The 26525-nt window shown below is 67.7% G+C and carries 23 protein-coding genes and 1 tRNA gene; 10 read left to right on the top strand and 14 right to left on the bottom strand.

The genetic code is table 11. The features are described from left to right. Positions 1-125 precede the first annotated feature (125 nt). Both AC5Y36_RS11825 and AC5Y36_RS11820 read left to right on the top strand, forming a co-directional pair. A tRNA-Pro gene (locus AC5Y36_RS11825) sits at positions 126-199 on the top strand. 189 nt (positions 200-388) lie between these two features. Continuing rightward, complete coding sequence (locus AC5Y36_RS11820; RefSeq protein ID WP_500041090.1) at positions 389-2746, top strand: AAA family ATPase; 2358 nt, start codon at positions 389-391, stop codon at positions 2744-2746. A gap of 3 nt (positions 2747-2749) precedes the next feature. Here the strand turns inward: AC5Y36_RS11820 and AC5Y36_RS11815 are convergent, their stop codons facing one another. Then, positions 2750-3769 carry an AraC family transcriptional regulator gene (locus AC5Y36_RS11815; protein ID WP_500041089.1) on the bottom strand — a complete coding sequence of 340 codons (1020 nt, stop codon included), beginning with the start codon at positions 3767-3769 and terminating at the stop codon, positions 2750-2752. A gap of 97 nt (positions 3770-3866) precedes the next feature. On the opposite strand from AC5Y36_RS11815, the gene AC5Y36_RS11810 reads away from it, so the two are divergent. Further along, positions 3867-5654 carry an N-acyl-D-amino-acid deacylase family protein gene (locus AC5Y36_RS11810; protein ID WP_500041088.1) on the top strand — a complete coding sequence of 596 codons (1788 nt, stop codon included), beginning with the start codon at positions 3867-3869 and terminating at the stop codon, positions 5652-5654. A gap of 16 nt (positions 5655-5670) precedes the next feature. On the opposite strand, the gene AC5Y36_RS11805 is transcribed toward AC5Y36_RS11810, so the two are convergent. From AC5Y36_RS11805 to AC5Y36_RS11785, 5 genes are all read right to left on the bottom strand, one after another. Next, positions 5671-6804, bottom strand: coding sequence for a TIGR03857 family LLM class F420-dependent oxidoreductase (locus AC5Y36_RS11805; RefSeq protein ID WP_500041087.1), 1134 nt, complete (start codon positions 6802-6804; stop codon positions 5671-5673). Positions 6805-6948: 144 nt separating this feature from the next. Continuing rightward, positions 6949-7440, bottom strand: coding sequence for a TspO/MBR family protein (locus tag AC5Y36_RS11800; RefSeq protein ID WP_500041098.1), 492 nt, complete (start codon positions 7438-7440; stop codon positions 6949-6951). Between the two features lie 49 nt (positions 7441-7489). Continuing rightward, on the bottom strand, positions 7490-8482 hold the full coding sequence (locus tag AC5Y36_RS11795; protein ID WP_500041086.1) for an NAD(P)H-quinone oxidoreductase: 993 nt from the start codon (positions 8480-8482) through the stop codon (positions 7490-7492). Positions 8483-8495: 13 nt separating this feature from the next. Then, positions 8496-9551 (bottom strand): AraC family transcriptional regulator, encoded by a 1056-nt coding sequence (locus AC5Y36_RS11790; RefSeq protein ID WP_500041085.1) that lies wholly within the window; start codon positions 9549-9551, stop codon positions 8496-8498. Then, positions 9548-10579 (bottom strand): AraC family transcriptional regulator, encoded by a 1032-nt coding sequence (locus tag AC5Y36_RS11785; RefSeq protein WP_500041084.1) that lies wholly within the window; start codon positions 10577-10579, stop codon positions 9548-9550. Before AC5Y36_RS11785 ends, AC5Y36_RS11790 begins: the two co-directional genes overlap by 4 nt. Positions 10580-10715: 136 nt before the next feature. Between AC5Y36_RS11785 and AC5Y36_RS11780 the strand changes: the two genes are divergently transcribed. Next, complete coding sequence (locus tag AC5Y36_RS11780; protein ID WP_500041097.1) at positions 10716-11405, top strand: type 1 glutamine amidotransferase domain-containing protein; 690 nt, start codon at positions 10716-10718, stop codon at positions 11403-11405. A gap of 1 nt (position 11406) precedes the next feature. On the opposite strand, the gene AC5Y36_RS11775 is transcribed toward AC5Y36_RS11780, so the two are convergent. After that, positions 11407-11847 carry a nitroreductase family deazaflavin-dependent oxidoreductase gene (locus tag AC5Y36_RS11775; RefSeq protein WP_500041083.1) on the bottom strand — a complete coding sequence of 147 codons (441 nt, stop codon included), beginning with the start codon at positions 11845-11847 and terminating at the stop codon, positions 11407-11409. Between the two features lie 197 nt (positions 11848-12044). On the opposite strand from AC5Y36_RS11775, the gene AC5Y36_RS11770 reads away from it, so the two are divergent. After that, the gene (locus AC5Y36_RS11770; RefSeq protein ID WP_500041082.1) at positions 12045-12959 is read left to right on the top strand and encodes an acetoacetate decarboxylase; all 915 of its coding nucleotides are present in this window, start codon (positions 12045-12047) and stop codon (positions 12957-12959) included. Positions 12960-12991: 32 nt separating this feature from the next. On the opposite strand, the gene AC5Y36_RS11765 is transcribed toward AC5Y36_RS11770, so the two are convergent. Continuing rightward, complete coding sequence (locus AC5Y36_RS11765) at positions 12992-14014, bottom strand: DNA topoisomerase IB (protein WP_500041081.1); 1023 nt, start codon at positions 14012-14014, stop codon at positions 12992-12994. 83 nt (positions 14015-14097) lie between these two features. On the opposite strand from AC5Y36_RS11765, the gene AC5Y36_RS11760 reads away from it, so the two are divergent. Then, positions 14098-14598 (top strand): O-acetyl-ADP-ribose deacetylase, encoded by a 501-nt coding sequence (locus AC5Y36_RS11760; protein ID WP_500041080.1) that lies wholly within the window; start codon positions 14098-14100, stop codon positions 14596-14598. 3 nt (positions 14599-14601) lie between these two features. Here the strand turns inward: AC5Y36_RS11760 and AC5Y36_RS11755 are convergent, their stop codons facing one another. The 5 genes from AC5Y36_RS11755 to AC5Y36_RS11735 form a co-directional block, all read right to left on the bottom strand. Continuing rightward, on the bottom strand, positions 14602-15414 hold the full coding sequence (locus AC5Y36_RS11755; protein WP_500041079.1) for a peptidoglycan recognition protein family protein: 813 nt from the start codon (positions 15412-15414) through the stop codon (positions 14602-14604). A 19-nt stretch (positions 15415-15433) separates the two neighbouring features. Then, positions 15434-16171, bottom strand: coding sequence for a VldE C-terminal domain-containing protein (locus tag AC5Y36_RS11750; RefSeq protein ID WP_500041078.1), 738 nt, complete (start codon positions 16169-16171; stop codon positions 15434-15436). 43 nt (positions 16172-16214) lie between these two features. Further along, entirely contained in the window at positions 16215-16601 is a 387-nt protein-coding gene (locus AC5Y36_RS11745) for a DUF2237 family protein (RefSeq protein ID WP_500041077.1), read from the bottom strand. A gap of 14 nt (positions 16602-16615) precedes the next feature. Beyond that, the gene (locus AC5Y36_RS11740; protein ID WP_500041076.1) at positions 16616-18316 is read right to left on the bottom strand and encodes a patatin-like phospholipase family protein; all 1701 of its coding nucleotides are present in this window, start codon (positions 18314-18316) and stop codon (positions 16616-16618) included. A 74-nt stretch (positions 18317-18390) separates the two neighbouring features. Continuing rightward, positions 18391-18741 carry a DUF4189 domain-containing protein gene (locus tag AC5Y36_RS11735; RefSeq protein ID WP_500041075.1) on the bottom strand — a complete coding sequence of 117 codons (351 nt, stop codon included), beginning with the start codon at positions 18739-18741 and terminating at the stop codon, positions 18391-18393. A 137-nt stretch (positions 18742-18878) separates the two neighbouring features. Here AC5Y36_RS11735 and AC5Y36_RS11730 point away from each other — a divergent pair, with 137 nt between their 5' ends. Continuing rightward, positions 18879-19259: a DUF732 domain-containing protein gene (locus AC5Y36_RS11730; protein WP_500041074.1), complete on the top strand. Its 381-nt coding sequence runs from the start codon at positions 18879-18881 to the stop codon at positions 19257-19259. On the opposite strand, the gene AC5Y36_RS11725 is transcribed toward AC5Y36_RS11730, so the two are convergent. After that, positions 19244-20905, bottom strand: coding sequence for a ribonuclease H-like domain-containing protein (locus tag AC5Y36_RS11725; protein WP_500041073.1), 1662 nt, complete (start codon positions 20903-20905; stop codon positions 19244-19246). The genes AC5Y36_RS11730 and AC5Y36_RS11725 overlap by 16 nt on opposite strands. 47 nt (positions 20906-20952) lie before the next feature. Here AC5Y36_RS11725 and AC5Y36_RS11720 point away from each other — a divergent pair, with 47 nt between their 5' ends. The 3 genes from AC5Y36_RS11720 to fdhD all read left to right on the top strand — a co-directional run bounded on the left by AC5Y36_RS11720 (position 20953) and on the right by fdhD (position 26523). Beyond that, complete coding sequence (locus AC5Y36_RS11720) at positions 20953-23292, top strand: Tex family protein (protein ID WP_500041096.1); 2340 nt, start codon at positions 20953-20955, stop codon at positions 23290-23292. Between the two features lie 103 nt (positions 23293-23395). After that, positions 23396-25699, top strand: a complete 2304-nt coding sequence (locus tag AC5Y36_RS11715) for an FdhF/YdeP family oxidoreductase (RefSeq protein WP_500041072.1) — start codon at positions 23396-23398, stop codon at positions 25697-25699. Beyond that, the gene (gene fdhD, locus AC5Y36_RS11710; protein WP_500041071.1) at positions 25699-26523 is read left to right on the top strand and encodes a formate dehydrogenase accessory sulfurtransferase FdhD; all 825 of its coding nucleotides are present in this window, start codon (positions 25699-25701) and stop codon (positions 26521-26523) included. Before AC5Y36_RS11715 ends, fdhD begins: the two co-directional genes overlap by 1 nt. Positions 26524-26525 lie beyond the last annotated feature (2 nt).

Raw genomic sequence — 26525 nt, 5'->3', positions numbered from 1 at the left:
GATTCATCCACAAACCCGGTCACGAGGGGTTGACCCTCACGGCTCGCCCGGCTACGCCGACGGTTGGGGCGATCGATGCCCTCTGAGGTAGGCTTTCGACCTGCTGCCGGTTGATCCGGCGGCTGCGGGCTGTGGCGCAGTTTGGTAGCGCACTTGACTGGGGGTCAAGTGGTCGCAGGTTCAAATCCTGTCAGCCCGACACAGAGAAATAGGTCTTGAACTGCGGTGATGAGGCCGATCTGCTGCTGGGTTCGATAAGGCGACTAGGGGAGACTGGACCCCCAGCCGTCGCCACAACGGCATAAGCGGCAGTGCCTGCTGACACCCGAAGCCCGGTTGTGTGTCCGCGTAAGCCGACGTCCCGGCATCCCAGTAGGGTGCGACCGTGGTGAGCGACACAATCCTGCTGACCGAGGAGTTCCGAGCAGCATTGGAGCTGCTGGCGGCGGGCCGAAACCTATTCCTGACGGGTAAGGCCGGCACGGGCAAGTCGACGCTGATCCGCCACTTCATGGCCAACACCGGCCGCAACGTCGTGGTCGTCGCACCCACCGGTATCGCTGCCCTCAACGTCGACGGCCACACCATCCACCGCCTGTTCGGTTTCCGTCCCACCACGACGCTGTCCGACGTCACCGGCGGAGACTTCCGGCCCGGACGCTTCACCAAGACCCTCGGCAAGCTGCAGACGCTGATCATCGACGAGGCGTCGATGGTGCGTGCGGACGTGTTCGACATGATTGCGGCGGCGTTGGGACGGTTCGGCCCGGAGCCCGGAAGCCCGTTCGGTGGCGTCCAGGTCGTGTTGGTGGGCGACCTCTATCAGCTACCGCCCGTGGTCACGGAGGGTGAGCGGCAATACTTTTCGACGACCTATGACACCCCGTACTTCTTCTCGGCGAACGCGTTCAGCCGGCAGGACTTCCCGACTGTCTCGCTGACCACGGTGTTCCGTCAGCTCGGCGATGACCGGATGACGGCGATTCTCAACGAGATTCGCGAAGGCGTGTTGCTCGGGCATGCCAAGGAGCACCTGGACGCGCGGGTGGACTCCGAGTTCGTGCCCCCGGACGATGAGTTCTGGTTGACGTTGGCGCCGACCAACAGGCTGGTCACTGCTCGAAACCGTCAGCAGCTCGAACGGTTGCCGGGCGAGGAGATGGTGCACCGGGCCAGCGAATCCGGTGACCTGTCGTTGTTCGACAAGCCGCTGGAAGACGTGTTGCGGTTCAAAGTCGGCGCCCAGGTGATGATGCTCAACAACGATCAGGCCGAACGCTGGGTCAACGGCTCGATCGGACGCGTGGTCGGGGTGGGCTACAACCGTCACGGCGCGGTGGTCGAGATCGAGTTCCCCGACGGTGACACCGCCGAGGTCGCCCCGTTCACCTGGGAGGCCACCCGGCCCGTGGTCGAAGCTGGAACCTTGCGCCGGGAGGTGGTCGGCACCTTTACCCAGTTGCCGTTCAAGCTGGCCTGGGCGATCACGATTCACAAGAGCCAAGGCCAGACCCTCGAGAGGCTGGTGGTGGATCTGTCCGGTGGGATGTTCTCCACGGGACAGCTCTACGTGGCCCTGAGCCGGTGCACGTCGTTGGCCGGGCTGGTGCTCAAACGTCCTGTGCTGCCGAAGGATCTGAAGGTGGACCGCCGGATCGCCCGGTTCCTGCGCACCTCGGCCCACCGCGATCGGTCCCGCCGGTTCTGCGCGATCGGTCTGCTCACGGTGGGTGATGAGGGCCGCATGTCGCGTCCCCGCCCGGTGGAGTTGGCGGTTGCGTTCGACGATGGCACCGCCGTGTCGACGCTGATCAATCCGCAGCGCGACCTGGCCGACGCCCGGCAGGCGTATCGGATCGGGGTGGCCGACGTTCTGCTGGCGCCCACGCTGCGGGAGGCCTGGGCGGTGATCGCGCCGATGCTGGCCGGGTGCACGCCGGTGGGCGTGAAGATCGACGAGACGCTGGGGCTGATCGACTTCGAACTCAAACGTCTGGGCCAGGTCGTTCCGATGCCGCTGGGCATCGAACTGGGCGGCACCAGCGTCACCGGCCGAACGGCGCTGCAGCGGGCGCGATCCGCGCTCGACAATCTCGGTGCCATCGATCTGAGTGCCGGGTCATCGCCGTTCGAAGAACCCGACGAGACCGACGCACTGTCGGGAATTCTGGTCAGTCGCGATCATGACGCCGTCACCCCGACGGCCGGGCATCTTCCGGCCCTGTCGGCGTTGCTGCAGATCAGCCGCGCCCTCGGAGCCATCCTCCTGGGGGCGGCGCCGGCCGATGAAACGTCGCTGGCGGGGGAGACGAGTTGGGAGCACGCGGCCCGGCGGACTGCGGCCGATCAATTGCTGCTGGCGGCGGCCCGGACCCGGTTGCCCGACGAGGTGCTGGCGCGCCTACGGGATGCATTGGAGGCGTTGGGCGTCGGTGAATTGTGCACCGGCCTGGCCGATACGTCGCAAACGGACCAGAACATCGCCGCGATCCTGGTTCCCGGTGCCCGCATCTGCTTCACCGGAACCGCGGTCGACAGCCAGGGCCGCATGGTGGATCGCGACGAGATGGAGCGACTGGCCGCCTCGGTCGGGTTGGCACCGGTGCGTTCGGTGACCAAAACGCGTTGCGAGGTGCTGGTCATCGCCGAAGCGGGCACGCAGTCCGGAAAGGCCCGCAAAGCCCAGGAATACGGGAAACCGGTGTTCACCGTGGACGAGTTCTTCGGATGGATCGCGGGCCGCTGAAGCTCAGCTCGACGATGTGGCTGCGGCCGACCGGATCGCCCGACGGTAGGCGGCCGGACCGCAGCCGAACCATCGCCGACACGAGCGGCTGAGCACGCTCTGCTCGGCGTAGCCGAGCTCACGGGTCAGGTGCGACAGGCCGATGTCGGTGTCACGCAGATAGTGTTCGGCGGTTTCGCGGCGCACGTTATCGATGAGTTCGCCGAAGGTGGTGCTCTCCGCGGCCAGCCGGCGATGCAGCGCCCGGGGATGCAGATCGAACTGGGCGGCGATCAATTCGAGGCTGGCGGTGCCGGTGGGCAGGAGCTGGCGGACCATGGTGCGCACCGACTGGGTCATGCCGGGCTGGTGTGTGGTGATCCCGATCAAGTACTGCACTACCGCTTGATGGGCGAGCGCGTCCGGGTTGAGCGACCGCGCGAGATCGGCCGTGCGAAAGGTGAAGCCTGCCGTTGGTTGCGTGAAGCACGGCCGGCAGCCGAAGTAGGTCGAATAGTCGGCGGCCGCGGTGAGCGGCTCATGCGGGAGGTGCACCGATAACGGTGAATACTGCGCGCCGAGCAGGAACCGCATTATCCGCAGTGACACCCCGAGGGACAGCTCGCTGGTCTGTGGATGCGGGGGTGGGCGCTCGATCAGAATCTCGAACGCGTAGAACGACTGTCCGGCGGTGGCCGTCGGGGTGATGCGCCCGGCGATGGCCGGGCTGTAGGCCGCCACGAACGTTTCGATGATCACGAAGGCGTCGCCGACGGTGGCCGCGGTGCGCGCGGCAACCCCGACCGGTCCGAGGATCTCGATGCCCTGCCGCAGCGCCAGCCGCCGACCGAAATCCGGGGTTGAGGTGGCCGCGGCGGCCGTCTCGACGGCCAGGATAAGGCTGCGATACGGCAGGAAGACATCGTGCTCACCGACGTCTTGGGCGTGGATACCCGCGGTCCGCAGCAGCTCGGCCGGATTCCCACCCAGCTCGGCGACCAGGCTCGGATAGCCCGACAGCGACGTTCCACGTATCACCGACATGTCAATAAATGTCAAATAATCGTCTGCAACTGTCAAGACTATCCCGCTGTCGGGGCCGCATCCTGGGATCAACGGATCCAGGAAAGGAACGTCCGCCATGAGCTTCGACACGGTGATTCGCAACGGCCGGTGGTTCGACGGCACCGGCGCGCCGTCGGCGATCCGCAACATCGGAATCCGCGACGGCCGCGTCGCCGCGCTGAGCCCGCGGCCGCTCGACGAAACCGACTGCGCCGAAGTGATCGACGCCGCCGGCAAGTGGGTGCTGCCGGGCATGCTTGACATCCACACCCACTACGACGTCGAGGTGCTGGCCGCCCCGTCGCTGTCGGAGTCGCTGCGCCACGGCGTGACGACGGTGATGGTGGGGTCATGCTCGCTGTCGACCGTTCACGTCGACGCCGAGAACGCCGGCGACTTATTCGCCCGGGTGGAAGCCATCCCGCGCGAGCACGTCATCAGCACGATCGACCAGCACAAGACCTGGAGCAGCTGCGAGGACTACATCGGCGCACTGGAGTCCCGGCCCCTGGGGCCGAACGTCGCCGCCTTCATCGGCCATTCGGACATGCGGGCCGCGATCATGGGTCTGGACCGTGCCACCCGCAAGGAGATCAGGCCCACCACAGCGGAGCAGGCTCGGATGGAGCAGATGCTGACCGAGGCGCTGGAGGCCGGCTTCGTCGGGATGTCCTCACAGCAACTGCTTTTCGACAAGCTCGACGGTGAAGCCTGCCGCTCACGCACGCTGCCGTCGACGTATGCGAAACCCCGCGAACTGCGCCGACTGAAGTCACTGTTGCGTCGCAACGGGCGGATTCTGCAGGCGGGCCCCGACATTCAGAACCCGTTCAACATCGTCTCGCAGGCGCTGCAATCGCTGGGCATCGGCCGCCAGCAACTCAAGACCACGCTGCTCTCGGCCGCCGACATCAAGGCCAACCCGTGGCTGATCGCGGTGATGGGCCCGGCGGCGCGGCTGATCAACAAGCTGGGTGGAAACTTCCGCTGGCAGCACCTGCCGGTGCCGTTCGAGGTGTACGCCGACGGCATCGATCTGGTGATCTTCGAAGAGTTCGGTTCCGGCGCGGCGGCGATGCATCTGAAAGAACAGGTTGCGGAACGCAATGAGCTGTTGCGCGACGAGGACTACCGCCGGTGGTTCCGCAAGGATTACGACAGCAAGTACGGGCTTCGGGTGTGGCACCGCGACTTCTTCGACGCCGAGATCGTGGCGTGCCCCGACGCATCTGTCATCGGGAAGTCCTTTGGGCAGGTCGGCGTCGAACGCGGCGGGCTGCACCCCGTCGACGCATTCCTCGACCTGGTCGTCGCCTATGGCCCTGCGCTGCGCTGGCGCACCACGATTTCCAATGCCCGCCCCGAAGTGCTCAAGAAGATGGCCCGCGAGCCGGGAGTCCAGATGGGGTTCTCCGATGCGGGCGCGCACCTGCGAAACATGGCGTTCTACAACATGGGACTGCGCCTGCTCCGCCACGTCCACGACGCGGAAAAGGCCGGCACGCCGTTCATGACGATTGAGCGGGCGGTGCACCGGCTGACCGGTGAACTGGCCGACTGGTATCAGCTCGACGCCGGCCATCTGCGGATGGGTGACCGCGCCGATCTGGTCATCGTTGACCCGGCCCACCTGGACGACGCGCTGGACAGCTACGCCGAGGAGACCGTCGACGAGTACGGCGGACTGTCGCGGATGGTCAACCGCAACGACGACGCGGTCAGCGCCGTGCTGGTCGCCGGGCGCGCGGTGTTCCGCAACGGGCAGCCCACCGAGCTGCTCGGAACGCAGCGCACCGGCCGGTTCCTGCGGGCCGACGCCGTGACCACGGAGGCTGCGGCCGAGCGGGTCTCGATCGCGGGGTAGCACCGGTGCCGCAATGTCAGGTGAATCTGCCGGGGTTCGCCGCGACGGCCCTGCGCAGCGTCGGCCGGTTCGCCCGGTAGGCGTGCACGACGGGTTCGAGCTCCTGCGGACTTGCCCCGTGCATGATGACGGAATGCACCCCCAGGTCGAACTGGCGGGCGATGGTGCGCGCGCAGTCCTGGGCCGATCCCGATGCCACCGAAGCCAACCAGTCGGCGGGAATCAGCTCGGCGATCCGCTCCAGCGTCTCGAATGAGGCACTGGCATCGATGGGCCCGGCGGTCGCCGCATCGGTGAACAGTTCGGACTGCCGGATGCGTTCCCACGCAATAGGATCCCAGCCGTTGGCGGATACCAGTACATCCGGGTACGCCTGCAGATAGGTCGCCAGCCGGCCTACCCCGCGGCGCAGTTGATCATCCTGGGACAACGAATCGCAGACCGTCGCCAGGCACGCCCAGATGCGGATGGTGTCGGGATCGCGGCCCGCTCGTTCGGCTCCGCGCCGCACGGCCGCGACCGACGCCTCGGTCGCCTCGTCGGAAAAGAAGGTGTGCAACACAACGAAATCGGCGATCTCTCCGGCGAGTTCCATCGTCTTCGGGCCGACCGCCACCAAGCCGATCGGCGGCCCGTCGCCCAAGCCGTTCGCGTGGCGCAGCATCGGCCACTTCCCGGCCGGGCCGTCGTGGTCCAGGATCATCTCACCGGCCCAAAGTCGCCGCAGGATCCCGAAAAAGTCACGCAGTCGGGCCGCGGTCACCACCGGAAGCCCGATCGCCGGCCAGTACCCGGCCATTCCGCGACCGAACGCCATCGCGAAGCGGCCCTCGGTCAACGCGTGCATGGTCGATCCGATGGTCGCGGTCACGGTGGGGTGCCGGGTGTGGTGGTTGGTCGACGGAGCGATGCCCAGGCTGGAACTGCAGCCCGCCACGGCACCGCTGAGAACCGCGGGGTCTTTGACGGTGAAGCGCTCACCGATGTGGCAGGAACCCAAACCGAGTGCCTCCGCGGCCCGGGCTTCGGGCAGGACGACGCGCGCGTCCGCGGGGTGCCTGGTCACCGCGTAGTAGCCGAGTTCGTTCAACTGCACCTTGGTGCTACCTGTGCTCGACGGGTCGGTGACCTGCGGCGCAGCATGATTCATCGCATACCTCTCAGTGGCGTCCGGCGTCCCGTCCGAAGCAATTACAATACGGTGCGTAGCGTAATATAAGCAGACGGGTCGACGGTTCACAAGAGTCCTCGGGCAGCCAGGTCGGAGCCGCGTGCCGAACGGGGTTGGCGTGGCTCAGCTGTTAAGTGACCACACCGAGTAGTTCAGTGCCGTCGCGAACAGGATCCACGCGAGGTAGGGCAGCATCAGCAAGCTGGCGGTGCGGTGGATCTTCCAGAATCCCGCGAGGGTGACCACCACGGCCGTGTCCAGCGCCAGGATGTCGACGAGGGCTAAACCACGCCAACCGAATCCGAAGAACAGCGGTGACCAGAGCAGGTTCAGCACCAGTTGTACGCCGTAGGCGATGATTGCGGGATTGCTCCACCTTGGGTCGGTGCGCCAGACCAGCCAGGCCGCGACTGCCATCAGCAGGTAGAGGGCACTCCACACCGGACCGAACAGGTAGCTCGGCGGTGCCCAGCCTGGTTGGGTGAGGTTTCCATAGTCGGCTGCGGCGTCCGAGGAGGCGACCCCGCCGAGGGCCGCGACGACGATGACCAGGACGAGCGAGACGAGCAGCGCGGCTAGGTGCTGAGAACTTGGCTGCTGCGCCTTTTGCGAGATGGTCCCCATGGAGTCACACTAGTCGGAATCGCCGTTGTCAGCCCCTGGATCAGGGTTCGCGCACCGTCAGCAGGACCTTTCCAACCGTCTCCGACGAGTCCAGCAGCTTGTGTGCTTCCGGCGCGTCGGTGATCGGGACTTCGGCCGAGACGACGGGCGCTACGGAGCCTTCGGCGATCATCGGCCACAGCTGTCGCCGTAGTTCGGCGATGATCTCGGCCTTGGAGCCGGGTCCCTGCTCGGGCCGCCGTCGCAGGTTGGTCGCGTGTACCGATCCTCGTTTGAACAGCAGTGCAGCCAGATTCAGTTCCGCAGCCGCGCCGCCCTGCAACCCGATGATCGTCAAGTGGCCGTTCTCGGCCAGGGCCTCCACGTTCTTGGGCAGGTAACTGCCGCCCATGATGTCGAGAATGACGTTGGCACCCGAGTGCTCCGCGTTGACGACAGCCGGAAAATCCTGCTCACGGTAATTGATCAGCGTCTGCGCGCCGAGGTCGCGGCAACGGTCCAGCTTGAATTGGGTGCCGGCCGTCACTGCCACGTCGGCGCCCAGCGCGCGGGCCACTTGTATTGCATGGGTGCCGATTCCGCTGCCACCGCCATGGATCAGCAGGGTCTGTCCACGACTGAGGCCGCCGGTCATCACCACGTTCGACCACACGGTGGCAGCGGTTTCGGGCAGGGCCGCGGCCGCGGTGATGCTGACACCCTGCGGCACCGGCAGCACCTGGGTGGCGGCCACATTGACCCGCTCGGCGTAGCCGCCGCCGGCCAGCAACGCACACACCACGTCGCCGGGCGCCCAATCCGACACCCCTGATCCGACGGCGGCGATAACGCCGGAGACCTCAAGGCCAGGGATCTCACTGGTTCCGGGCGGTGGCGGGTAGAGGCCCCTGCGCTGCATCACGTCGGCCCGGTTCACGCCGGCTGCCACCACATCGATGGCAACCTGGCCGGGACCCGGCGGCGGCAGGTCGTCGACCTGGGCCCACTCCATTACTTCCGGTTCGCCGAAACCGTTGAGCGTTATGGCATACATCCGGAATTCCCCTTCACCTCGTGGTCATCGTTCGGCGGGTATACGTCGTCGTGGTTCGGCCGGCCAAGTAGGCCCTCGGGCTCTCACCCTTCCATCGTTGAAACGCATGGGAAAAGTTGCTGACATCGGTGTACCCCAACCGGCTCGACACCTGCTCGACGGTCATGCCGCTCTGCAGCAGCTCCGTCCCCAGATGCCGGCGCACCTCGTCGAGCAGCCGGCGGAACGAGGTTCCCTCCGACTCCAGCTGCCGTCGCAAAGTCCGGGTGCTGATCGACAGCTGATCCGCCACTTGGGCAAGGCTCGGGGGACGAGCAGGATCGGCCAGCAACAGATCACGCACCAGACCGGCACGGCCCGTTCTGGCTTCGCGCTGCTCGAGCAGCAGTCGGCATTGCTGCTCGGCGAGCCGGGCAGTGTGGGCGCTGGCTTGGGGGAGGGGAACATTCAACTGTGCCGCACAGATGCTGATGGAGGTCTCGGGGTGGCCGAATTCGGGTGTCGCACCGAACATCTCTTCATAGAGCCGAAGGCCTGGCCCCGGGTCTTGGAGAGCGAACGAGATGTGGCTCGGCGGTGGCGTCACGCCGAGGATCTCGCGGTACAGATTGGGAATGGCCGCGGCGTCGCGTTCCAGAACGAACCTGCGCACCGGCGCCGGTACCGCGCGGGCGTCGATCACGATCGAGAGTTCGTCGCCGTGCCAGCGTGTCTCGAAGGTGCAGAAGGCGTAGCTCAGGCGCACAAACCGCACACCGACGTCGATCGCCTCACCCAGGGTCGGGCTGGTGAGGACGGCAAATCCCCACACCCCGAAGGCGGTGACCGGGTACCTGGCCGCAGCCCGCAGGCCGAGCCCGGGCTGGTCTCCGAGCGCGGCGACGATATTCGCGATCGCCTTGAGCTCTTGGTGCCCGCTGACCTCGGCGGCAGGGCTGCGGATCGCTGCCGGCGTCGTCCGGGTGCCGGCCAGACACTGTTGTGGGGTCACGCCGAGCTCGGCGGCCCAGTCGAGCATCACGCCCAGACTGGCAGCCGACCGTTTGGATTGCAGGTCAAACATTGTCATCGGGGGCCCGCCTGTTCGCGGTATTCGCGGGGACCGACACCATTCCAGCGCCGGAACGCCTGGGTGAAGCTGGAGACATGTGAATAGCCGAGACGTTCGGCGATATCGGCGACCGAACGCCCGTCGCTGACCAGCAGCTCCTCGGCGAGTGCCTTGCGCACTTCGTCTTGCAGCACCCGCAGAGACGCCCCTTCACGAGCGAGGTGCCGCCGTAGGGTGCGCGGGCTGACGGTCAGCTGGCGTGCGGCATCGTCGAGCGACAGCGCCGGGGAGGGATTCGCCATCATCAGATCACGCAGCAGTCCCGCGACACGGGCGCGCGCAGATCGCAGCCTGAGCAACTCGACGGCCTGCTTCTCCGCCATCGAACGGGCGTACTGATTCGCCTGCGGCAGCGGCTGTGCCAACGACTCCCGGCTGGTGATCAGGCAGTTCTGCGCCGCGCCGAACTCGGGTTCGATACCGAACACCTCGAGGTACTTCTGGACCACATCCTCGGCCGGCCGCGCCATCGTGTAGGCGACCCGCAGTTCGGCATCGGGCGTCATGAGCAGGTCACGTTGCAGCGTTTGAATCCCGGTGCTGTCGCGTTCGACCGCGAACCGGCGGATGTCGACCGGCAGGGCCGCAGGATCGAGAATCAGCCGCAGGGAGCCGTCCGCCGCATCGGTGCAGACGCTGAGTCGACACAGGCAGAAGCTCAGCGCGGCAAGCGAAACCCCCACCGACGCCGCCTCTCCCAGCGTCCGGGAGCTCATCAGGGCCAGGCCCCAGATGCCCGGCGACGCGGCATGGCAGCGTAGCCCCGCCTCGATGCCCAACCCCGGAACGTCGGGAAGTGCGGCGAGGATGTTGCGGATGATCTGAAGTTCATCGCGAAGGTGGACCTCGGCGTCGAGGTCGTCGAGTGCGTCGCGGGTCAGGGGAGTGCCGAGCAGCGAGCGGGCCGGCGGCAGTCCATGCTCGGCGGCCAGGTCGACGAGCAGCGCGGCGCCCGCCGGTGAGCGCAGAACGTCGTGCGTACTCACATGGACCTCCGGCTCGGGCGACAACCATCGAGGCTACGGCCGAGCGTACCTCGCACAACAGGTGACGGATGGCCAACTAGTTGTGAGAAGTGGCCACATGCTGGCGTCGTCCGGCCGCCACCGGAATCCTTGGGTGATGACCAAGCGCATCCTGAACATCGTCTCCAACGTGTCTCACTACGAGAATCCGTCCGAGCCGACCGGGCTGTGGCTCTCGGAGTTGACGCATGCCTACGACGTCTTCGCCGAAGCCGGCTATGAACAGAGGATCGTCAGCCCGAACGGCGGACCGTCACCGCTGGAGCCGCGTTCGCTGAAGTTTCCGAACTACGACAAGAGCGCGAAGGCGTGGAAGACCGACGACGCGAAGATGGCGCTGCTGGCCGATACCGCCTCGCCCGAGGAGGTCAACGCGGCGGATTTCGATGCGATCTACTTCACCGGCGGCCACGCGGTGATGTTCGATTTCCCCGATAGCGCTGGCCTGCAACGCATCACGCGGGAGATCTTTGAGCATGGCGGTGTGGTGTCCTCGGTTTGCCACGGCTACTGTGGCCTGCTCAACACCACGCTGTCGGACGGATCGCTGCTGGTCGCCGGTCGCAAGCTCACCGGGTTTGCCTGGTCGGAGGAGGTGCTGGCGCGGGTCGACAAGCTGGTGCCGTTCAACGTCGAGGCGGAAATGAAGAAGCGCGGCGCCCGCTACGGCAAGGGCCTGATTCCGTTTGCCTCGCACGTCGTCGTCGACGGGCGGTTGGTCACCGGCCAGAACCCGGGGTCCGCCAAGGCCACGGCCAAGAAGGTGGTCTCGGTGCTGGGTCGCTGACTCAGACCTGCAACTGGCAGATCACCACCGGGATCTCGCGGCTGGTCCGGGTTTGGTAACCCGCGTAGCCCTTGTACGCCGCGACGATCTTCGGCCACAGCTCGGCGCGCTCCTGCGCGGTTGCGGTGCGTGCGTGAACCTTCCGGGTGACGCCGTCGAACACCACCTCGGCGTCGGGATGCGCCTGAAGATTTTGGTACCAGTCGGGATTGCGATCGTCGCCGCCCTTCGACGCCACGAGCACAATCCGATCCGAATCGTGGATGGGCGTTGTCAGCAGGCAGGACCGGGGCAGCCCGGACTTGCGGCCGGTGGTGTGGAGTTCCACCACCGGCATCCCGAACGGCTTGGCCAACACCCGGTCCCCGCTGACCGTGAGGATCACTCGATGGGCGAGGTTCATCAACTTGGCGCTGTTGTCGCGCAGTGCATTTCTGTTCATCGCGGATTCCTGGTCGCGTAGGTGTACCGGCTGCATCTGATTCTGGCCGAGACCACCCGCCCACAGCACCCTACTGGCCGTTAATCACAACTTGTTGGCCATTCGTCACCTGTCGAACCGTGTGCACCGCCCATAGCCTCGGTCTTGGGCGGACCCACTGCGGGCTGCCCATCCGATGGGGACGAGGACGGACGACGATGACGACACAGCTCACCACGGTGGAGTTCGGTGGCGAGACGGTCGAGGTGCCCAAAGGCGGCTACTACGACCGATACCGCTCGAACCCGAACCTCGACGACGTGGCACAAGACCCCGCCGCGGGAAACATCGACTGGTTTCGCAGGATCCCGAAGGTGCAGGTCGACTCGCGGGTCGGGCCGATCTGGGCGCCGAACTTCTACTACCGCGCGAGCATCGTCCAGGCGAGCATGCTCGCCCCGTTCGGCCGTCTTGCGGCGATGCTTCCGGCGCCGCTGCAACTACTGCGCGCGCTACCCGGTCACGGGGTGGTGGCCCTGACCTTCTTCTCGTACACGGTCTGCGACAACGATCCCTACGACGAGGTGTCCGTCGCGGTCGTCGTGCGAAAACCCGGTGCGCGGGGCCTGGCGTCGGGCCTGCTGCCCGAGCTCGAACTGCTCAACGCCGTGCGGCGCAGGAACTTCTACGCCCACGTGTTGGCGTTGCCGGTCACCACCGAGATCGCCCGGGTCCGCGGGGTCCACGGCTACCAGCTGCCCAAGTGGCGCACCGACATCAGCGTCGGCATCAACGACGCCGTCCAGGCCGAAATCGCCGGCCCCGCCGGTGAACCGGACGTGACCCTGCGGGCACCTCGACCGGAATTCACCGATGTCCCATCGCAGTCGAGGATGGGGACCAACACCATGGTTCATCTGGTCGATGGGCAATGGCACCAGACCACAGTGCAATCCAACGCATTGTCGTTCGCCCAGCGCATGTTGCCGCGCGACGTCACCCTCAGCCGGCACGGTGGGCCGCTGAGCGACCTGCTCGACGGACTCGGCGCGTCCAGAATCCTGAGCCTCGATGTGACGAAAGACGCGCAGCTGGTGCTGAATCTGCCGCGGCCGCTGAACGCGTTCGGCTGACGGGGCCCGGCAACGCCCGGGCGGCCCGCGGGTCAGCCCCGCATCTTGTCGACCCGTTTGATCAGCCGGGCGGTGGCCCGCTCGAGCACATGCTGTCGCACCGACGGCACCCGCTCGCGTTCGGCCCGTCGCAGCGCCGCGCGAATGGTGAGGCCTTCCTGGTAGGCGGCCACCACCCGCGGATCCACATAAGATCCACGGGCCACCGCTGGGGTGTTGCCGAGTTCCTCTGCAACCGAGCGCATGGCGGCTGCGACTGCACGTCGGCGGGCGGTCTTGGAGGCCGCGTCCCGGGCGCTCGCGAAGGTCTCGGCGGCGAGCACGGTGCCATGCCAGGTCCGCAGGTCCTTAACGCTGAACTCGTCGCCGACGAGTTCGCGGAACCGCTCGTTGAGGTCGTCGGCGCGGACCTCGCACCAGCCGTCCGACGTCTGGTACACCAACAGCCGCGGAATGTCGGTGTGCGCGCGCAGCAGCGATCGCACCGCGCGAACAACCAGCGGGTCTTCCACCGAAACAGTCCGGCGTACCCCGCTTTTGGCGGGGTAGTCGAAGTCGACACATTCGCGGTGCACCCGGACGTGATCGCGCAGCAGGGTGGACAATCCGAAGCTGCCGTTCTCCTGGGCGTACTCCTCGCCGCCGGCGCGGAAGTAGCCGCGGTCGATGAGTTGTTGCGCGACCGCCAGCACCCGGTCGCGCGCCAGGCCGTTGCCGCGCAGATCGCACAGGATGCGGCTGCGCCAGTCCGGCAGGCGGTTGGACAGCGTCAATACCCGGTCGTATTTCTCCTCGGCTCGATCATCATGCCACTGTGGGTGATACAGATACTGGCGGCGCCCGGCGGCATCGGTCCCGACCGCCTGGATGTGGCCGTTCGGGTACGGGCAGATCCAGACGTTCTTCCAGGCCGGTGGAATGACCAGATTCTTGATCCGCTGCAGGATTTCGGGGTCGTCGATCGGCGTCCGCTGCGCATCCACATAGGAGAAGCCGCGACCATGTCCGACGCGGCGAAACCCCGGACCGCCGACCGCACTCCTGCGCAGACGCATCTCGGTGCCTCCACTGACGGCGTTGACCAATGTCCCACCGGATTACCCACCGCGGTGTGGCGTCACACCCGGCATACTGGGGTATGCCAGCGATCACCGCAGTCCTCGGCGACATCACCCAGCAGCAGGTTGATGCGGTCGTCAACGCCGCCAACAACGCCATGCGGGGCGGTGGCGGGGTCGACGGTGCCATCCACCGCGGCGGCGGCCCGGCGATCCTGCGCGACTGTATCGAGCGATTCCCGCGCGGGTTGGCCACCGGTGAGGCCGGATGGACCACGGCGGGCGACCTGCCGGCTCGCTGGGTCATCCACACGGTCGGCCCGAATTACAATGCGGGACAACGCGACCGTGCCCTGCTGGAGTCGTGCTATCGCCGCGCGATGGAGGTTGCCGACGAACTCGGCGTGCGCAGCATCGCGTTCCCGCTGATCAGCAGCGGCGTCTACGGCTGGCCGTTGACCGATGCGATCGCGGCGGCCATCGACACCATCGCTGCGGCCGCCACTCGAGTCGACGATGTGCGGGTGGTGGCCTTTGACGCCAAGACACACGATCAGGTGCGGGCACAGCTCAGCGGCTAACGGTCAGCGCCGGCCGGCTTCGATATCGGCCACCATGGCGTCGGCCTCGGCGCCGCAGATGCGTTGCAGATCCACCGGGCCGGTGGCCAGCACGTCATCGATGCGACGTCTGAGGTCACCCGAGGTCACGTGCGCGTACAGGTTCGCTCCCGGGCATTCGGTGGCCGGATCGGCATCCCGGTGTCCCGCCAGCGTGGCGGATTCGACGTGATACATCTGCGCAGCCCAGGCGAACGCGATCGCGGCACCGTCGAGCTGGTCTTCGGTCACGGCCTCCTCCTCGAAGTCTCCTTCGCACAGAACGAGGAAGTGTCCGGTGGTGTCGTAGGAGGTTGCGGTGTCGCCGGCAATCGAGGGTGAGCGCAGCTCGAACAGGTTGCCCCGGCGATCGACGCCGATGTGATAGGCGATGTCGATCCAGCCGTGCTGATCCTGGTGGTAGTGCTGGTGTTGTCGAAAGCGGCCGACCACATTGCGGTTGTCGCCCAGGACGATGCCGCTGTGGTGGATCGTCAGCCGGTTGATGGTGTGGCGTCGGCCGCCGGGACGCGCCGGCTTCGCGCCCCAGGAATCCCGACACAACAGCGTCGCCGCGGTGCCGACCGGTGCGGTTGGCGGAGCCGCCGGGGCTGCGGTGGCAACGGGAGTTGGTGCGGGGCTCGGCGGCGGGGGAACGGTGATTCTGGTGGCCGGGTGTTCGTCGGCGGGAGACCCGCAGGCGCTGAGCGCGGCCGCTAGACCGGCACCACCGGCCAGCTGAAGCAACCGGCGGCGGCTGACGGCATCGTCCCGGTGCGCGGGGAGCGGGACGTCCATGCGGTGCTTCCAGCACCCGTCAATGCGGCGCGGCGATGTTGATCGTCCCGATGGAATACGTTTCGTTCCCGGTCGGGTAGCCGCCACCGTCGGTGGCGATGTGCACGTGGTCGTAGTGGTTGGCCGTCTCCGAACCGAGGTCCGCGGTCCAGCTGCCCGCGCCGACTCCCGGATAGATCTTCTGCCGCCAGATCACATGCGACACACCCCAGCGTTTCGCGTTCGCCAACGCGAAGCCGGCGATCTGGTTGCCGAGCTCGATGCCTTCGGGGCTGTGGTAGTCGGGGATCATCACATCGATCGCCAACCCGTTGGGGTGCCACTTCAACGCATCCTGGCGGTAGCCACCGATCGTGGTGATCTGCGGGAACAACACGCTGATGGTCCGGGCCGCCCAGATCGTCTTGATCTGGAGCCCCTGTTCGGGTGCGACGCCGGGGGTCAGTTCGAACGGGAACTGCTGGGCGCTGGTCGGCGCCCCGGCCGCCAACGCTTCGACCTCCGCGGGCGTGGCGATGTGCGGCCCGCCCGCAGGAGGCGCGCCAACAGGTGCACCCGGAGCGCCGGGCACACCGGGTGCACCGGGGACAGCCGGCGGAGGAGCCGCGGCCGCGCTCGCCGCCGGAGCAGCCGAGACATTGCCGTGGTGCTCGCTGGTCTGGGCGTAGATCATCGCGGCGGATGCGATCAGCACCGCCACCAACGCCAACAAGCGGCGCCAGCTGCTGGGTGCCGCGCTCTTGCTCACCAGAAGCACTTTAGACGTGTCGCACCGTGCAGGTTCGGGTATCGGAGGCGGACTACAGCTCGCCCAGGTCGTCGGGCACGTCCACGGCGTGTTCCTGCAGCGCCTCCAGCGGCACGACTTCCAGGGTGCTCTCGTGGGTGCCGGCCAGCACCACCGGTGCGGCCTGCCCGTCGTGGTAGGCACGCAGCCAGTTCAGCGCGGTCACACACCAGCGGTCACCCGGTACCAGGCCGGGAAACATGTACTGCGGCATCGGCATGACCAGGTCATTGCCGATCGAGCGCTGGTGGGCCAGGAACTCGGCGGTCACCACCGCACAGATGGTGTGCCGGCCCCGGTCCTCCGGCCCCGTCGAGCAGCAGCCGTCGCGATAGAAGCCGGTGAGCGGGTCGGTGCCGCACGGCTCCAGCGGCCCGCCCAATACGTTGCGATCAGCCACCGACCCAGTATCACTCAGGTCAGGTACCGGTTGCGCCACCGCGCCAGCCGGCTCGACGGCAACTGGATCGCACTCATCACCGCGCTCATCGACGCCGCCACCGACTTGGCCAGCGGGGCGGCACCCGGCACCGCCGGGCGATCACCCTCCCACCAGGTCGGTTGCAGCAACGCCGAGGTGACCGGGATCGCCTTGTCGACGCTGCGGTTCCCCCACGAGCAGGCACGGTCGATCGCCGAGACCGACGGCGCCAGATTCACCGGCGACAGCGTCGGCGCGAACCGCACCAGATGATCGGCGTAGGGAAGGTTGCGCACCATCTGCAGCTGGATGGCCTGGGTGATCGGGACCAGCCACAGATGCCGCGGATCCCACTGCGGGTGGAAGCAGTCGAACGCCAGGTAGCAGGCATTGCGGGAGCCGAGGCGGCCGTCGCGGACCTGCTTCCAGGCCAGCTCGACCGGGACGTTGCTGGCGGTGCCGCCGTCGACGAGCGCGCCGACGTCGTTGTCCTCGAGCAGCGCGTCAAGGATCGGCTCCATCCGCGGGTCTCGGGTCTCGTGGTGCAGCACCCCCGGGATCGCCGACGAGAACGACGCCGCGTCAACGACATTGAAGTCGCGGGTCAGCTCGTCGCCGCCGACCACGATCGGCTTGGTCACCCGCGAGTCGATGAACGCCGCCACCTGCCACATCCGTGCGGCGACCTGCGGGCCGATACCGATCGGCAGATACGGGATGGAACGCAGCTGCAGCGCCGCCAGCCGCTGATAGCGGTAGCGCATCGGCAGCGCCGCGAACGACTGCCGGCGCACCCCGGCGACCACGGCATCGAACGGGATCGCCAGATCCGACATCCGCATCTGCTCGCCGTCGGCACGCCGGAACATGGCCTCGGCGAACTCGTCGAAACGCAGCGAGAACATGCCGGTCAGCCCGTGTCGGCGTTGCAGCTGTTCGGGTCCCAGGATGGCCCGGTAGGACACCGTTTTGGCCCAGGCGATGTACTCGTCGATCGGCACCGGCAGGGCGCGGCCGACCACCGCCCCCAGGATCGATCCGAACGATGCGCCCATCATGTAATCGGGCACCTGCCCGGCCTCCAGCAGGCGCTGCATCCCGCCGATGTAGACGAAACCCGCGCCGCCGCCACCGCCCATCACCGTGACCAGCTTCTTGTAGCCGACCTCGGCGTCGAGCTCTGCAGCAGAGAAGTCGTCGGCATGCCGCTCGATCAGCTGGCGCCGCTGCTCGTCCTGGCCGGTGCTGAGCTGCGCCTGCAGCAAGTCGCGGGCGGCCCGCAGCGCGGTGACGGGGTCGCGCTCCTCGCGCAGCGGGCCGCGCAGGGTGTCGGCGACCTGGGTGCGCCACGACGCGACCTCGGCACCGACGGACACATCCCCGCGTCCACGGCTGGCGCCCGGCCCCGCTGCGCCCGGTTCGAAGTCGGCCAGCCGCGCGAAGTTGAGGAGGTAACGCAATTTGCGCAGCTCCTCACCGGCCAGCACATCCGGGTGGCTCAGGTGGTTGCGGACCAGTCGGTTCTCCATCTTCTGCAGGAGCAGCGCCGTGTCCTGGACGGGTAGCTCCGCCTCAGCGAGGTCGTCGAGGACTTCGAGGGTGTCGTCGCCCAATTCGCCCACGTCCGCGCTGTCCGGCGCGGCCGGCCGGCGGCCGAGCGCGCCGAGCACCGCGTCGGCGAACGGGATATCCATGGGGCCTGCTTCCTGCCGTGGGCATGTGACCACTGGGAACCACAGGGTATCCGCACCGATCTACCGACGCCGCGTCATACCACTTCGCCGGGACGCATGTCCCAGGTGCAGCGGACTTGGGGATCGTTGGCGTACCGACCAGCAGCAGCAATGGCGGCCGGCAGAAGGACGTCGGCGCCACCGCCGGACACCCCGTGCGCGTGGTTGATCGGCTGGTCACCGTCCCATGCGATCGCCACGCAGTCCGGACCGGAGGCCAGCAGGCGGCAGTCGTCGGCTCGTTCAAGCTCGGCGCATTGCGCCAGCGCCCGAGCCTCGGCGGCCGTCTGATCGGTGCCCCAGGCGAAGTCGACCTGTTCGTGGCTGGGCGAGCTGGCGACCGCGATCCATCCGTCGTCTGCCTGGGCTGCAGGGGCGGTGAACATGAGGCTAACCGCTGCGGCGGACATCGCGAGGGTGCATATTTGACGTGGCCGATCAGTGCGCATAGCGGAAATCTAGCTACGGCCACCGACATCATGTCTGCGCATCGGAAGGCAGCTCAGGACGGAAGGGTCCGCACGTGAAGCGAACTGTATTGGTGGCAACGATGTCGCTGGGCGCACTGCTGGCGGCGGCACCGGCCGGCGCCGACCCGCTCAACCCCACCAACCCGGACTATTGCGGGCGCGGCCCCAACGTCTTCACCTGCACCAAGAACCTGTCCACCTACCCGAACGCGGGGGAGTCGGCGTTCCTGGACGCCACCCGGGGTCGGGTGGCCGGAAACGATGCGCAACACCTGGCCGCCGGGCGCGCGGCTTGCCTCGAGTTGCCGTCGCGCCCCACCGGTTCGGTCGTCAGCGATGTCACCGTGCATCTGGGGGCCTCCCCGCAGGACGCAGGTCAATTGGTCGGCGCAGCCATGGCGAACATCTGTCCCGGGGTTCAGACGCAAGGCTGACCGCGCAGGCCGTCACGAATCGCGGCCTGGGCCGCGACGTCGGATTCGTTGTATGTCAAACACCAGGTGCGGGCTTCGTCCGCCTCGGGGCCGCTGCCGCGGGCAAGGTCGATCCTGGCCTGGGAAGCGAAGCCGCCCGGGTCCTCCACGCCCCAATGAAATCCGAGGACCGTGGCAATGGATTTGATCGACGACGACGTGCGGGCGAAGTAGTTTGCTTCGAACCACTGCCGCAAATCCACGGTGAGGCCATCCAGCGCCCGAACCACCGAGTCGAATCTGCGGGTGTAGCTGATCTCCGGATTCGACCAGTGAAAGACTTTCAGCGACTTGCCGTCTCGCTCAGCTCGGGTGCGAAGCTCCAGGATCCGGGTGGCGAACTCTTCGGCCAGGGCATTCTCACCGTTCTCGTCCAGCGGTGCGAACGACACGACGGGCTCATAGCGCGCCGTGCTGTCGTCCTGGCCGTTGCGAATCCGCAGGCCCCACTGATAGATCCGGCCGGCGGTGTCCCACTCGATATCGAAGTCGACCTCGACATCGGCGGCCGGCACCTGCGGTGCGGCCTGCTCCCGCGGTTCGAGATGCACCCCGGCCGCGGTCATCCGGGCACGTCTGACCGCCCTCACCAGCCGATCTTCTGGCCGCTGGGTGCCGACCGACTGCCTGCGGAAGGCCTCGATGTGTGCGTCGCAGTCGACGTCGGCGAGCTGGGAGATGCTCAGCGTGCCGTTGTTCCCGCAATTCGCGTACAGGTATTGCCATTCCCGAATCTTCAGGTGGCCGGTTTCGGTGGCGAACGACGCGTCGTCGGTACCGGCCACCTCAGCGCAATAGTCGAACCACGCACAGGTATCGCAGTCGGAGATGCGGTACGGCCGGACGATCTCGCCACCGGCCTGCGCGGCCTCGGCCACGGCCACGCGGAAACCGAACTCGTGGTCGTAGCGTTGCAGCGCCGACCGCTTTTTGCGCTGGGTGGGGCTGCTGGCCGAGTAGGTGTCGATGACCTGCGCGTCCAGGTCATACCAGGTGATGCCCAGGACCTCGTCGAGCACGGCGGTCAGATCTGAGCTGCCGATGACGCCGCCGATGTTGGGTCCGGCGTCGGGATGAAAGCCCAACTCCTGCAACATTCGTGTGTAATGCGCCAGCTGCATGACATCGTCGCGCCAGCTGTTGGCCCGATTGCTGTGGCCATCGCACACCCGTCGCTCATCGGGCGCGGACAGCGACGAGACCTCCACCGCGGATTTCTTGCCCGCCTTGAGGCACTGGTGGTTCTTGATGTCGACGGGCAGATAGCCGTCGCCGTGGCGGATCAGCACATCGGGTGCCCCGATCCGGCCGTTGCTGTCGGGTAGGCGTCCGCCCGCGATGACGGCGATCCCGGCCCGCATGGCCTCCAGGGTGCGAACCTGGTTCTGCGTCCACCCTGCCGAATCGTCGAGCACCACCAGCGTCGCCGCGCCGTGCAGCGACGACAGCTCATCGACCACCGTCGCCTCGAAGTCGCGACCGGCATCCCACAACGCCTGCACCTCCGCTGACACCGGACCCAACTCGGGCGCTCCGGGCGCGAAGTTGTTGTGGGTGAGGCGGGCGCACTTCTTGGCCGGGTATCCGCCGAGGCGCACATGGGTCATCGCCGATCTCTTTCATGTCCGACGCGTTCGGTAGGGTCCTGCGCGTGATGTCGAGCGTATCGGTCAAATCGGTAAATGCCCGTCTTGCTGAGGAACTGGCTGTGCGGGAGGGTCAGGTGGCGGCCGCCGTCGACCTGATCGACGGGGGAGCGACGGTTCCGTTCATCGCCCGCTACCGCAAGGAGGTCACCGGCAGCCTCGACGACGGCCAGCTGCGGACCCTGGAGGAGCGGCTGCGGTACCTGCGCGAACTCGACGACCGCCGCGCCGCGGTTCTGGCCTCGATCGAGGAGCAGGGCAAGCTCACCGCCGAGCTGCGGGCTGCGCTCCTGTCCGCCGACACCAAGGCGCGCGTCGAGGACATCTACCTGCCCTACAAACCCAAGCGCCGCACCAAGGCGCAGATCGCCCGCGAGGCCGGACTGGAGCCGCTGGCCGACCGGCTGCTGGCCGACCCGACCCGCGATCCGCAGCAGCTGGCCGGGCAGTTCCTCGGCGACGACGTCGCCGACGCAGCCGCCGCGCTGGAGGGGGCCCGGTACATCCTCATCGAGCGGGCGGCCGAGGACGCCGAGCTCGTCGGCGCCGTCCGGGAGCGGTTCTGGTCGCACGGGTCGCTGCGGACCGTGCCCCGCTCGCAGGACGCTGCGAAAAGCCCCGACGCGCAGAAGTTCCGCGACTATTTCGACTTCGCCGAATCCTTGGAGACGATGCCGTCGCACCGGGTGCTCGCCGTCATGCGCGGGGAGAAGGAGGAAGCCCTGTCGCTGAGCTTCGACGGCGGCGGCGACGAGGCCTACCAGGCCACGGTCGCCCAATCACTGGGCATCGACATGGCGGCGCCCGGTGCGGCGACACCGTGGCTGGCCGAGACGGTGCGGTGGGCGTGGGGCACCAAACTGGTCTTCTCGGCGACGGTCGATGCCCGGGTGCGGCTGCGGCTGCGCGCCGAGGAGGAGGCGGTGGCGGTGTTCGCCCGCAACCTCAAGGACCTGTTGCTGGCGGCGCCCGCCGGTAACCGCACCACGCTGGGCCTGGACCCGGGATTTCGCACCGGGGTGAAGGTGGCCGTCGTCGATAACACTGGCAAGGTCGTCGACACCTGCGCGATCTACCCGCATCAGCCGCAGAAGCAGTGGGACACCGCCAAGGCGACGTTGGCGGCGCTGGTGGCGCGCCACGGGGTGGAGCTGATCGCGGTCGGCAACGGCACCGCATCCCGCGAAACCGACGCCCTGGCCGCCGAACTCATCGCCGACATCCGGGCCGCTGGCGCGCCCGCCCCGGCGAAGGCGATGGTCAGCGAGGCCGGCGCGTCGGTGTACTCGGCGTCGGCCTATGCCGCCCACGAGCTGCCCGACCTCGACGTGACGCTGCGGGGCGCGGTGTCGATCGCCCGACGGCTGCAGGATCCGCTGGCCGAACTGGTCAAGATCGAACCCCGCTCGATCGGCGTCGGGCAATACCAGCACGACGTGACACCCGCGACGCTGGCCCGCAGCCTGGTCGCAGTGGTCGAAGACGCGGTGAACGCGGTGGGTGTCGACCTGAACACCGCGTCGGTCCCGCTGCTGGCGCGGGTGTCGGGCGTGTCGGAATCGCTGGCCGAGGCGATCGTCGCGCATCGCGACAAGACCGGGCCGTTCCGCAACCGCAGCGCGCTGCTGGACGTGCCCCGGCTGGGTCCCAAAGCATTCGAGCAATGTGCGGGCTTCCTGCGTATCCGCGACGGCGACGACGCGCTTGATGCCTCCGGCGTGCACCCGGAGGCATACCCGGTGGTTCGGCGAATCCTGGACCGCGCCGGGATCACCCTGGCCGAACTCATCGGCGATGAGCGGCGGCTGCGGTCGCTGCGACCTGCCGAGTTCGCCGACGAGCGATTCGGTGTCCCCACCGTGACCGACATCCTCGCCGAACTGGAAAAGCCGGGACGCGATCCGCGGCCCGCGTTCGCGACGGCCACGTTCGCCAGCGGTGTGGAAAAGGTCGCGGACCTGGCGGTGGGCATGGTTCTGGAGGGAGTGGTGACGAATGTCGCCGCGTTCGGCGCGTTTGTCGATGTCGGGGTCCACCAGGACGGCCTGGTGCACGTCTCGGCGATGGCCGAGCGTTTCGTCTCCAACCCGCACGAGGTGGTGCGCTCGGGGCAGGTGGTGCGGGTCAAGGTCGTCGACGTCGACGTCGAGCGCCAGCGGATCGGGCTGAGCCTGCGGCTGGGCGACACACCCCAGGGCGGCCAGGCCAAACGGCCGGTGCGTCGCGACACCGGCAAACAACCAGAACGGCGAAACCCGAGCCGTGGCCGCAACTCTGATCGGCGGGACAGCGCCCCGGCCGGTGGGTCCATGGCGCAGGCGCTGCGCGACGCCGGCTTCGGACGCTAGCACCCCGACCTCACCCCGCTGACAGCGTTGACCAGCAGTTTGCGGAACAATGCAGTGGGGGCCACGCGAAAGGTGCCGTGGCGATGGGCGTGAGGAGGCAGCCGTGAGCGGTCGCGACATCGATGCCTCCTACGACGAGCGCGCGGTGGTCGCGGCGGGCGCGCAAAAAGAGGCCGCCGGGGTCAAGGCCGTGCTGGTGTCGCTGCGGCGCGGGCTGGAGTCGATGGGGGCGTGGCGCACCGCGGCCGCGCTGGGGCGGATCAACCAGCGCAACGGCTTCGACTGCCCGGGGTGCGCCTGGCCGGAGGAGCACGGCGGTCGCAAGATCGCCGAGTTCTGCGAGAACGGCGCCAAAGCCGTCGCCGAGGAGGCCACCACCCGGGTCGTCACCCCGGACTTCTTCGCCCGCCACAGCGTCACCGACCTGGCCGCCCGCCCCGAATACTGGCTTTCCCAGCAGGGCCGGCTCACCCACCCGATGGTGCTGCGGGCGGGTGACGATCACTACCGGCCGATCGACTGGGATGAGGCCAACCGTCTTATCGTCGAACATCTGGACGCGCTGAGCAGCCCGAACGAGGCGGTGTTCTACACCTCCGGCCGCACCAGCAACGAGGCCGCGTTCTGTTACCAGCTGCTGGTCCGCAGCTTCGGCACCAACAACCTGCCGGACTGCTCCAACATGTGCCACGAATCCTCGGGCAGCGCCCTGGTGGACGCTATCGGCGTCGGCAAGGGCTCGGTGACCGTCGAAGACCTCACCCAGGCCGATCTGATCATCATCGCCGGCCAGAACCCGGGCACCAACCATCCGCGGATGCTCTCGGTGCTGGAAAAGGCCAAGGCCAACGGCGCGCGGATCATCGCCGTCAACCCGCTGCCCGAGGCCGGGCTGATCCGGTTCAAGGATCCGCAGAAAGTCCACGGGGTGGTGGGCCACGGTGTCGCGATCGCCGACGAGTTCGTCCAGATCCGTCTCGGCGGCGACATGGCGCTGTTCGCCGGGTTGGGTCGGTTGCTGCTGGAGGCCGACGACCGCGCGCCGGGCAGTATCGTCGACCGCGACTTCGTCGCCGCACACTGCGCCAACTTCACCGAATACGAAACCCACACCCGGGCAGTTGATCTCGATACGGTACTGGAGGCCACCGGGATTGGGCGCGCCCAGCTCGAGCGGGTCGCGGCGATGCTGGCCGAATCCGACCGGGTGGTGGCGTGCTGGGCGATGGGTCTGACGCAGCACCGGCACGCGGTACCGATGATCGCCGAGATCGCCAACGTGCTGCTGATGCGCGGAATGATCGGCAAACCCGGAGCCGGGCTGTGCCCGGTTCGCGGGCATTCCAACGTCCAGGGCGACCGCACCATGGGCATCTGGGAGAAGATGCCCGAGGCGTTCCTGGCCGCGCTGGACACCCGGTTCGGGATCCTCAGTCCGCGCGAACACGGCCTGGACACCGTCGACGCGATCCGCGCGATGCGCGACGGACGGGTGCGGGTGTTCATCGGGATGGGAGGCAATTTCGCCTCGGCCACACCGGACACCGCGGTCACCGAGGCCGCGCTGCGCACCTGCGCGCTGACCGTGCAGGTGTCGACCAAACTCAACCGCAGCCACCTGGTGCACGGCGGAACCGCCCTGATCCTGCCGTCGCTGGGACGCACCGACCGGGACATCCAGAACGGCATCAAACAGCAGGTCTCCGTGGAGGATTCGATGTCGATGGTGCACCTGTCCCGGGGGCGGCTGCACCCGCCGGGCGACCAGGTGCGCAGCGAGGTCGCGATCGTGTGCGGACTGGCCGGCGCGCTGTTCGGGCCGGATCATCCGGTGCCCTGGGTGCAGTTCGCCGCCGACTACGACACCATCCGAGACGCGATCGCGGCGGTGGTGCCCGGCTGCGCGGACTACAACACCAAGGTCCGGGCACCCGACGGCTTTCAGCTGCCCCACCCGCCGCGCGACGCACGCGAATTCCCCACCGACACCGGCAAAGCGAACTTCGCGGTCAACCCGCTGCAGTGGGTCCGCGTCCCGGAAGGCCGGCTGGTGCTGCAGACCCTACGCAGCCACGACCAGTACAACACCACCATCTACGGCCTCGACGACCGCTACCGCGGGGTCGCCGGCGGGCGCCGGGTGGTGTTCGTCAACCCCGCCGACATCGCGCGGTTCGGACTGACCGCCGGTGACCGCGTCGACCTGGTGTCGGAGTTCACCACCGGTGACGGCCAGCTGCAGGAGCGCCGCGCCGCCGACTTCATGGTGGTCGCCTACCAGACGCCGGTCGGCAACGCAGCCGCCTACTATCCGGAGACCAACGCCCTGGTCGCACTGGATCATGTTGCAGCCAGGTCGAATACCCCGGTGTCCAAGGCGATCATCGTCCGGCTGGAGCCCCGCTGATGGGACGCGTGACGGCACGGCGGCGCGCCCAGCACGTGACCGCCGCGAACACGGTGGACCGGCCCGAGACGCTGGCCGTCGAGGAACCGCTGGAGATCCGGGTCAACGGCGCCGCGATCACCGTCACCATGCGCACACCCGGCTCCGATATCGAACTCGCCCAGGGCTTTCTGCTCACCGAGGGAGTCATCGCCGGTCGCGACGACCTGGTCACTGCCCAGTACTGCCGCGGCGCGACGGACGGACAGCTCAACACCTACAACGTGCTGGACCTGACGTTGGCCCCCGGCGTCGCCTCGCCGGAGCTCGACGTGACCCGAAACTTCTACACCACCTCGTCGTGCGGGGTGTGCGGCAAGGCATCGCTGGAGGCGGTGCGGCTGAGCAGCCGGTACTGCCCGGGCGATGACCCGACGGTGTGGTCGGCCGAGACGTTGTCGGCGATGCCCGACCAACTCCGCGACGCGCAGAAAGTCTTCGCCAGCACCGGCGGCCTGCACGGCGCGGCGCTGTTCGACGCCGACGGCGCCATGCTGGTGGTCCGTGAGGACATCGGCCGCCACAACGCGGTCGACAAGGTGATCGGGTGGGCGCTCGAACATCACCGGATCCCGCTGACCGGCACGGTTCTGCTGGTCAGCGGCCGCGCCTCGTTCGAGTTGACCCAGAAGGCGGTGATGGCCGGCGTGCCGATGCTGGCCGCGGTGTCCGCACCCTCGTCGCTGGCGGTGGATTTGGCCACCGAGTCCGGTTTGACCCTGGTGGCGTTCCTGCGTGGCGACTCGATGAACGTCTACGCCCGCCCCGACCGCGTCCGAGGCTGAGC

Source organism: Mycobacterium sp. NGS50 (assembly GCF_059812545.1).
The sequence above is the reverse complement of the archived record's forward strand: the minus strand, read 5'-3'. Positions and strand labels throughout refer to the sequence as shown.

What these genes read in the sequence shown, in the direction of transcription:
- AC5Y36_RS11760 (WP_500041080.1), top strand. Translation starts at nt 14,098, where the DNA reads ATGCCAGCGATCACCGCAGTCCTCGGCGACATCACCCAGCAGCAGGTT.
- AC5Y36_RS11770 (WP_500041082.1), top strand. Translation starts at nt 12,045, where the DNA reads ATGACGACACAGCTCACCACGGTGGAGTTCGGTGGCGAGACGGTCGAG.
- AC5Y36_RS11795 (WP_500041086.1), bottom strand. Translation starts at nt 8,482, where the DNA reads ATGTATGCCATAACGCTCAACGGTTTCGGCGAACCGGAAGTAATGGAG.
- AC5Y36_RS11755 (WP_500041079.1), bottom strand. Translation starts at nt 15,414, where the DNA reads ATGGACGTCCCGCTCCCCGCGCACCGGGACGATGCCGTCAGCCGCCGC.
- AC5Y36_RS11720 (WP_500041096.1), top strand. Translation starts at nt 20,953, where the DNA reads ATGTCGAGCGTATCGGTCAAATCGGTAAATGCCCGTCTTGCTGAGGAA.
- AC5Y36_RS11775 (WP_500041083.1), bottom strand. Translation starts at nt 11,847, where the DNA reads ATGAACAGAAATGCACTGCGCGACAACAGCGCCAAGTTGATGAACCTC.
- AC5Y36_RS11765 (WP_500041081.1), bottom strand. Translation starts at nt 14,014, where the DNA reads ATGCGTCTGCGCAGGAGTGCGGTCGGCGGTCCGGGGTTTCGCCGCGTC.
- AC5Y36_RS11810 (WP_500041088.1), top strand. Translation starts at nt 3,867, where the DNA reads ATGAGCTTCGACACGGTGATTCGCAACGGCCGGTGGTTCGACGGCACC.
- fdhD (WP_500041071.1), top strand. Translation starts at nt 25,699, where the DNA reads ATGGGACGCGTGACGGCACGGCGGCGCGCCCAGCACGTGACCGCCGCG.
- AC5Y36_RS11740 (WP_500041076.1), bottom strand. Translation starts at nt 18,316, where the DNA reads ATGGATATCCCGTTCGCCGACGCGGTGCTCGGCGCGCTCGGCCGCCGG.
- AC5Y36_RS11815 (WP_500041089.1), bottom strand. Translation starts at nt 3,769, where the DNA reads ATGTCGGTGATACGTGGAACGTCGCTGTCGGGCTATCCGAGCCTGGTC.
- AC5Y36_RS11735 (WP_500041075.1), bottom strand. Translation starts at nt 18,741, where the DNA reads ATGTTCACCGCCCCTGCAGCCCAGGCAGACGACGGATGGATCGCGGTC.
- AC5Y36_RS11790 (WP_500041085.1), bottom strand. Translation starts at nt 9,551, where the DNA reads ATGACAATGTTTGACCTGCAATCCAAACGGTCGGCTGCCAGTCTGGGC.
- AC5Y36_RS11780 (WP_500041097.1), top strand. Translation starts at nt 10,716, where the DNA reads ATGACCAAGCGCATCCTGAACATCGTCTCCAACGTGTCTCACTACGAG.
- AC5Y36_RS11725 (WP_500041073.1), bottom strand. Translation starts at nt 20,905, where the DNA reads ATGACCCATGTGCGCCTCGGCGGATACCCGGCCAAGAAGTGCGCCCGC.
- AC5Y36_RS11805 (WP_500041087.1), bottom strand. Translation starts at nt 6,804, where the DNA reads ATGAATCATGCTGCGCCGCAGGTCACCGACCCGTCGAGCACAGGTAGC.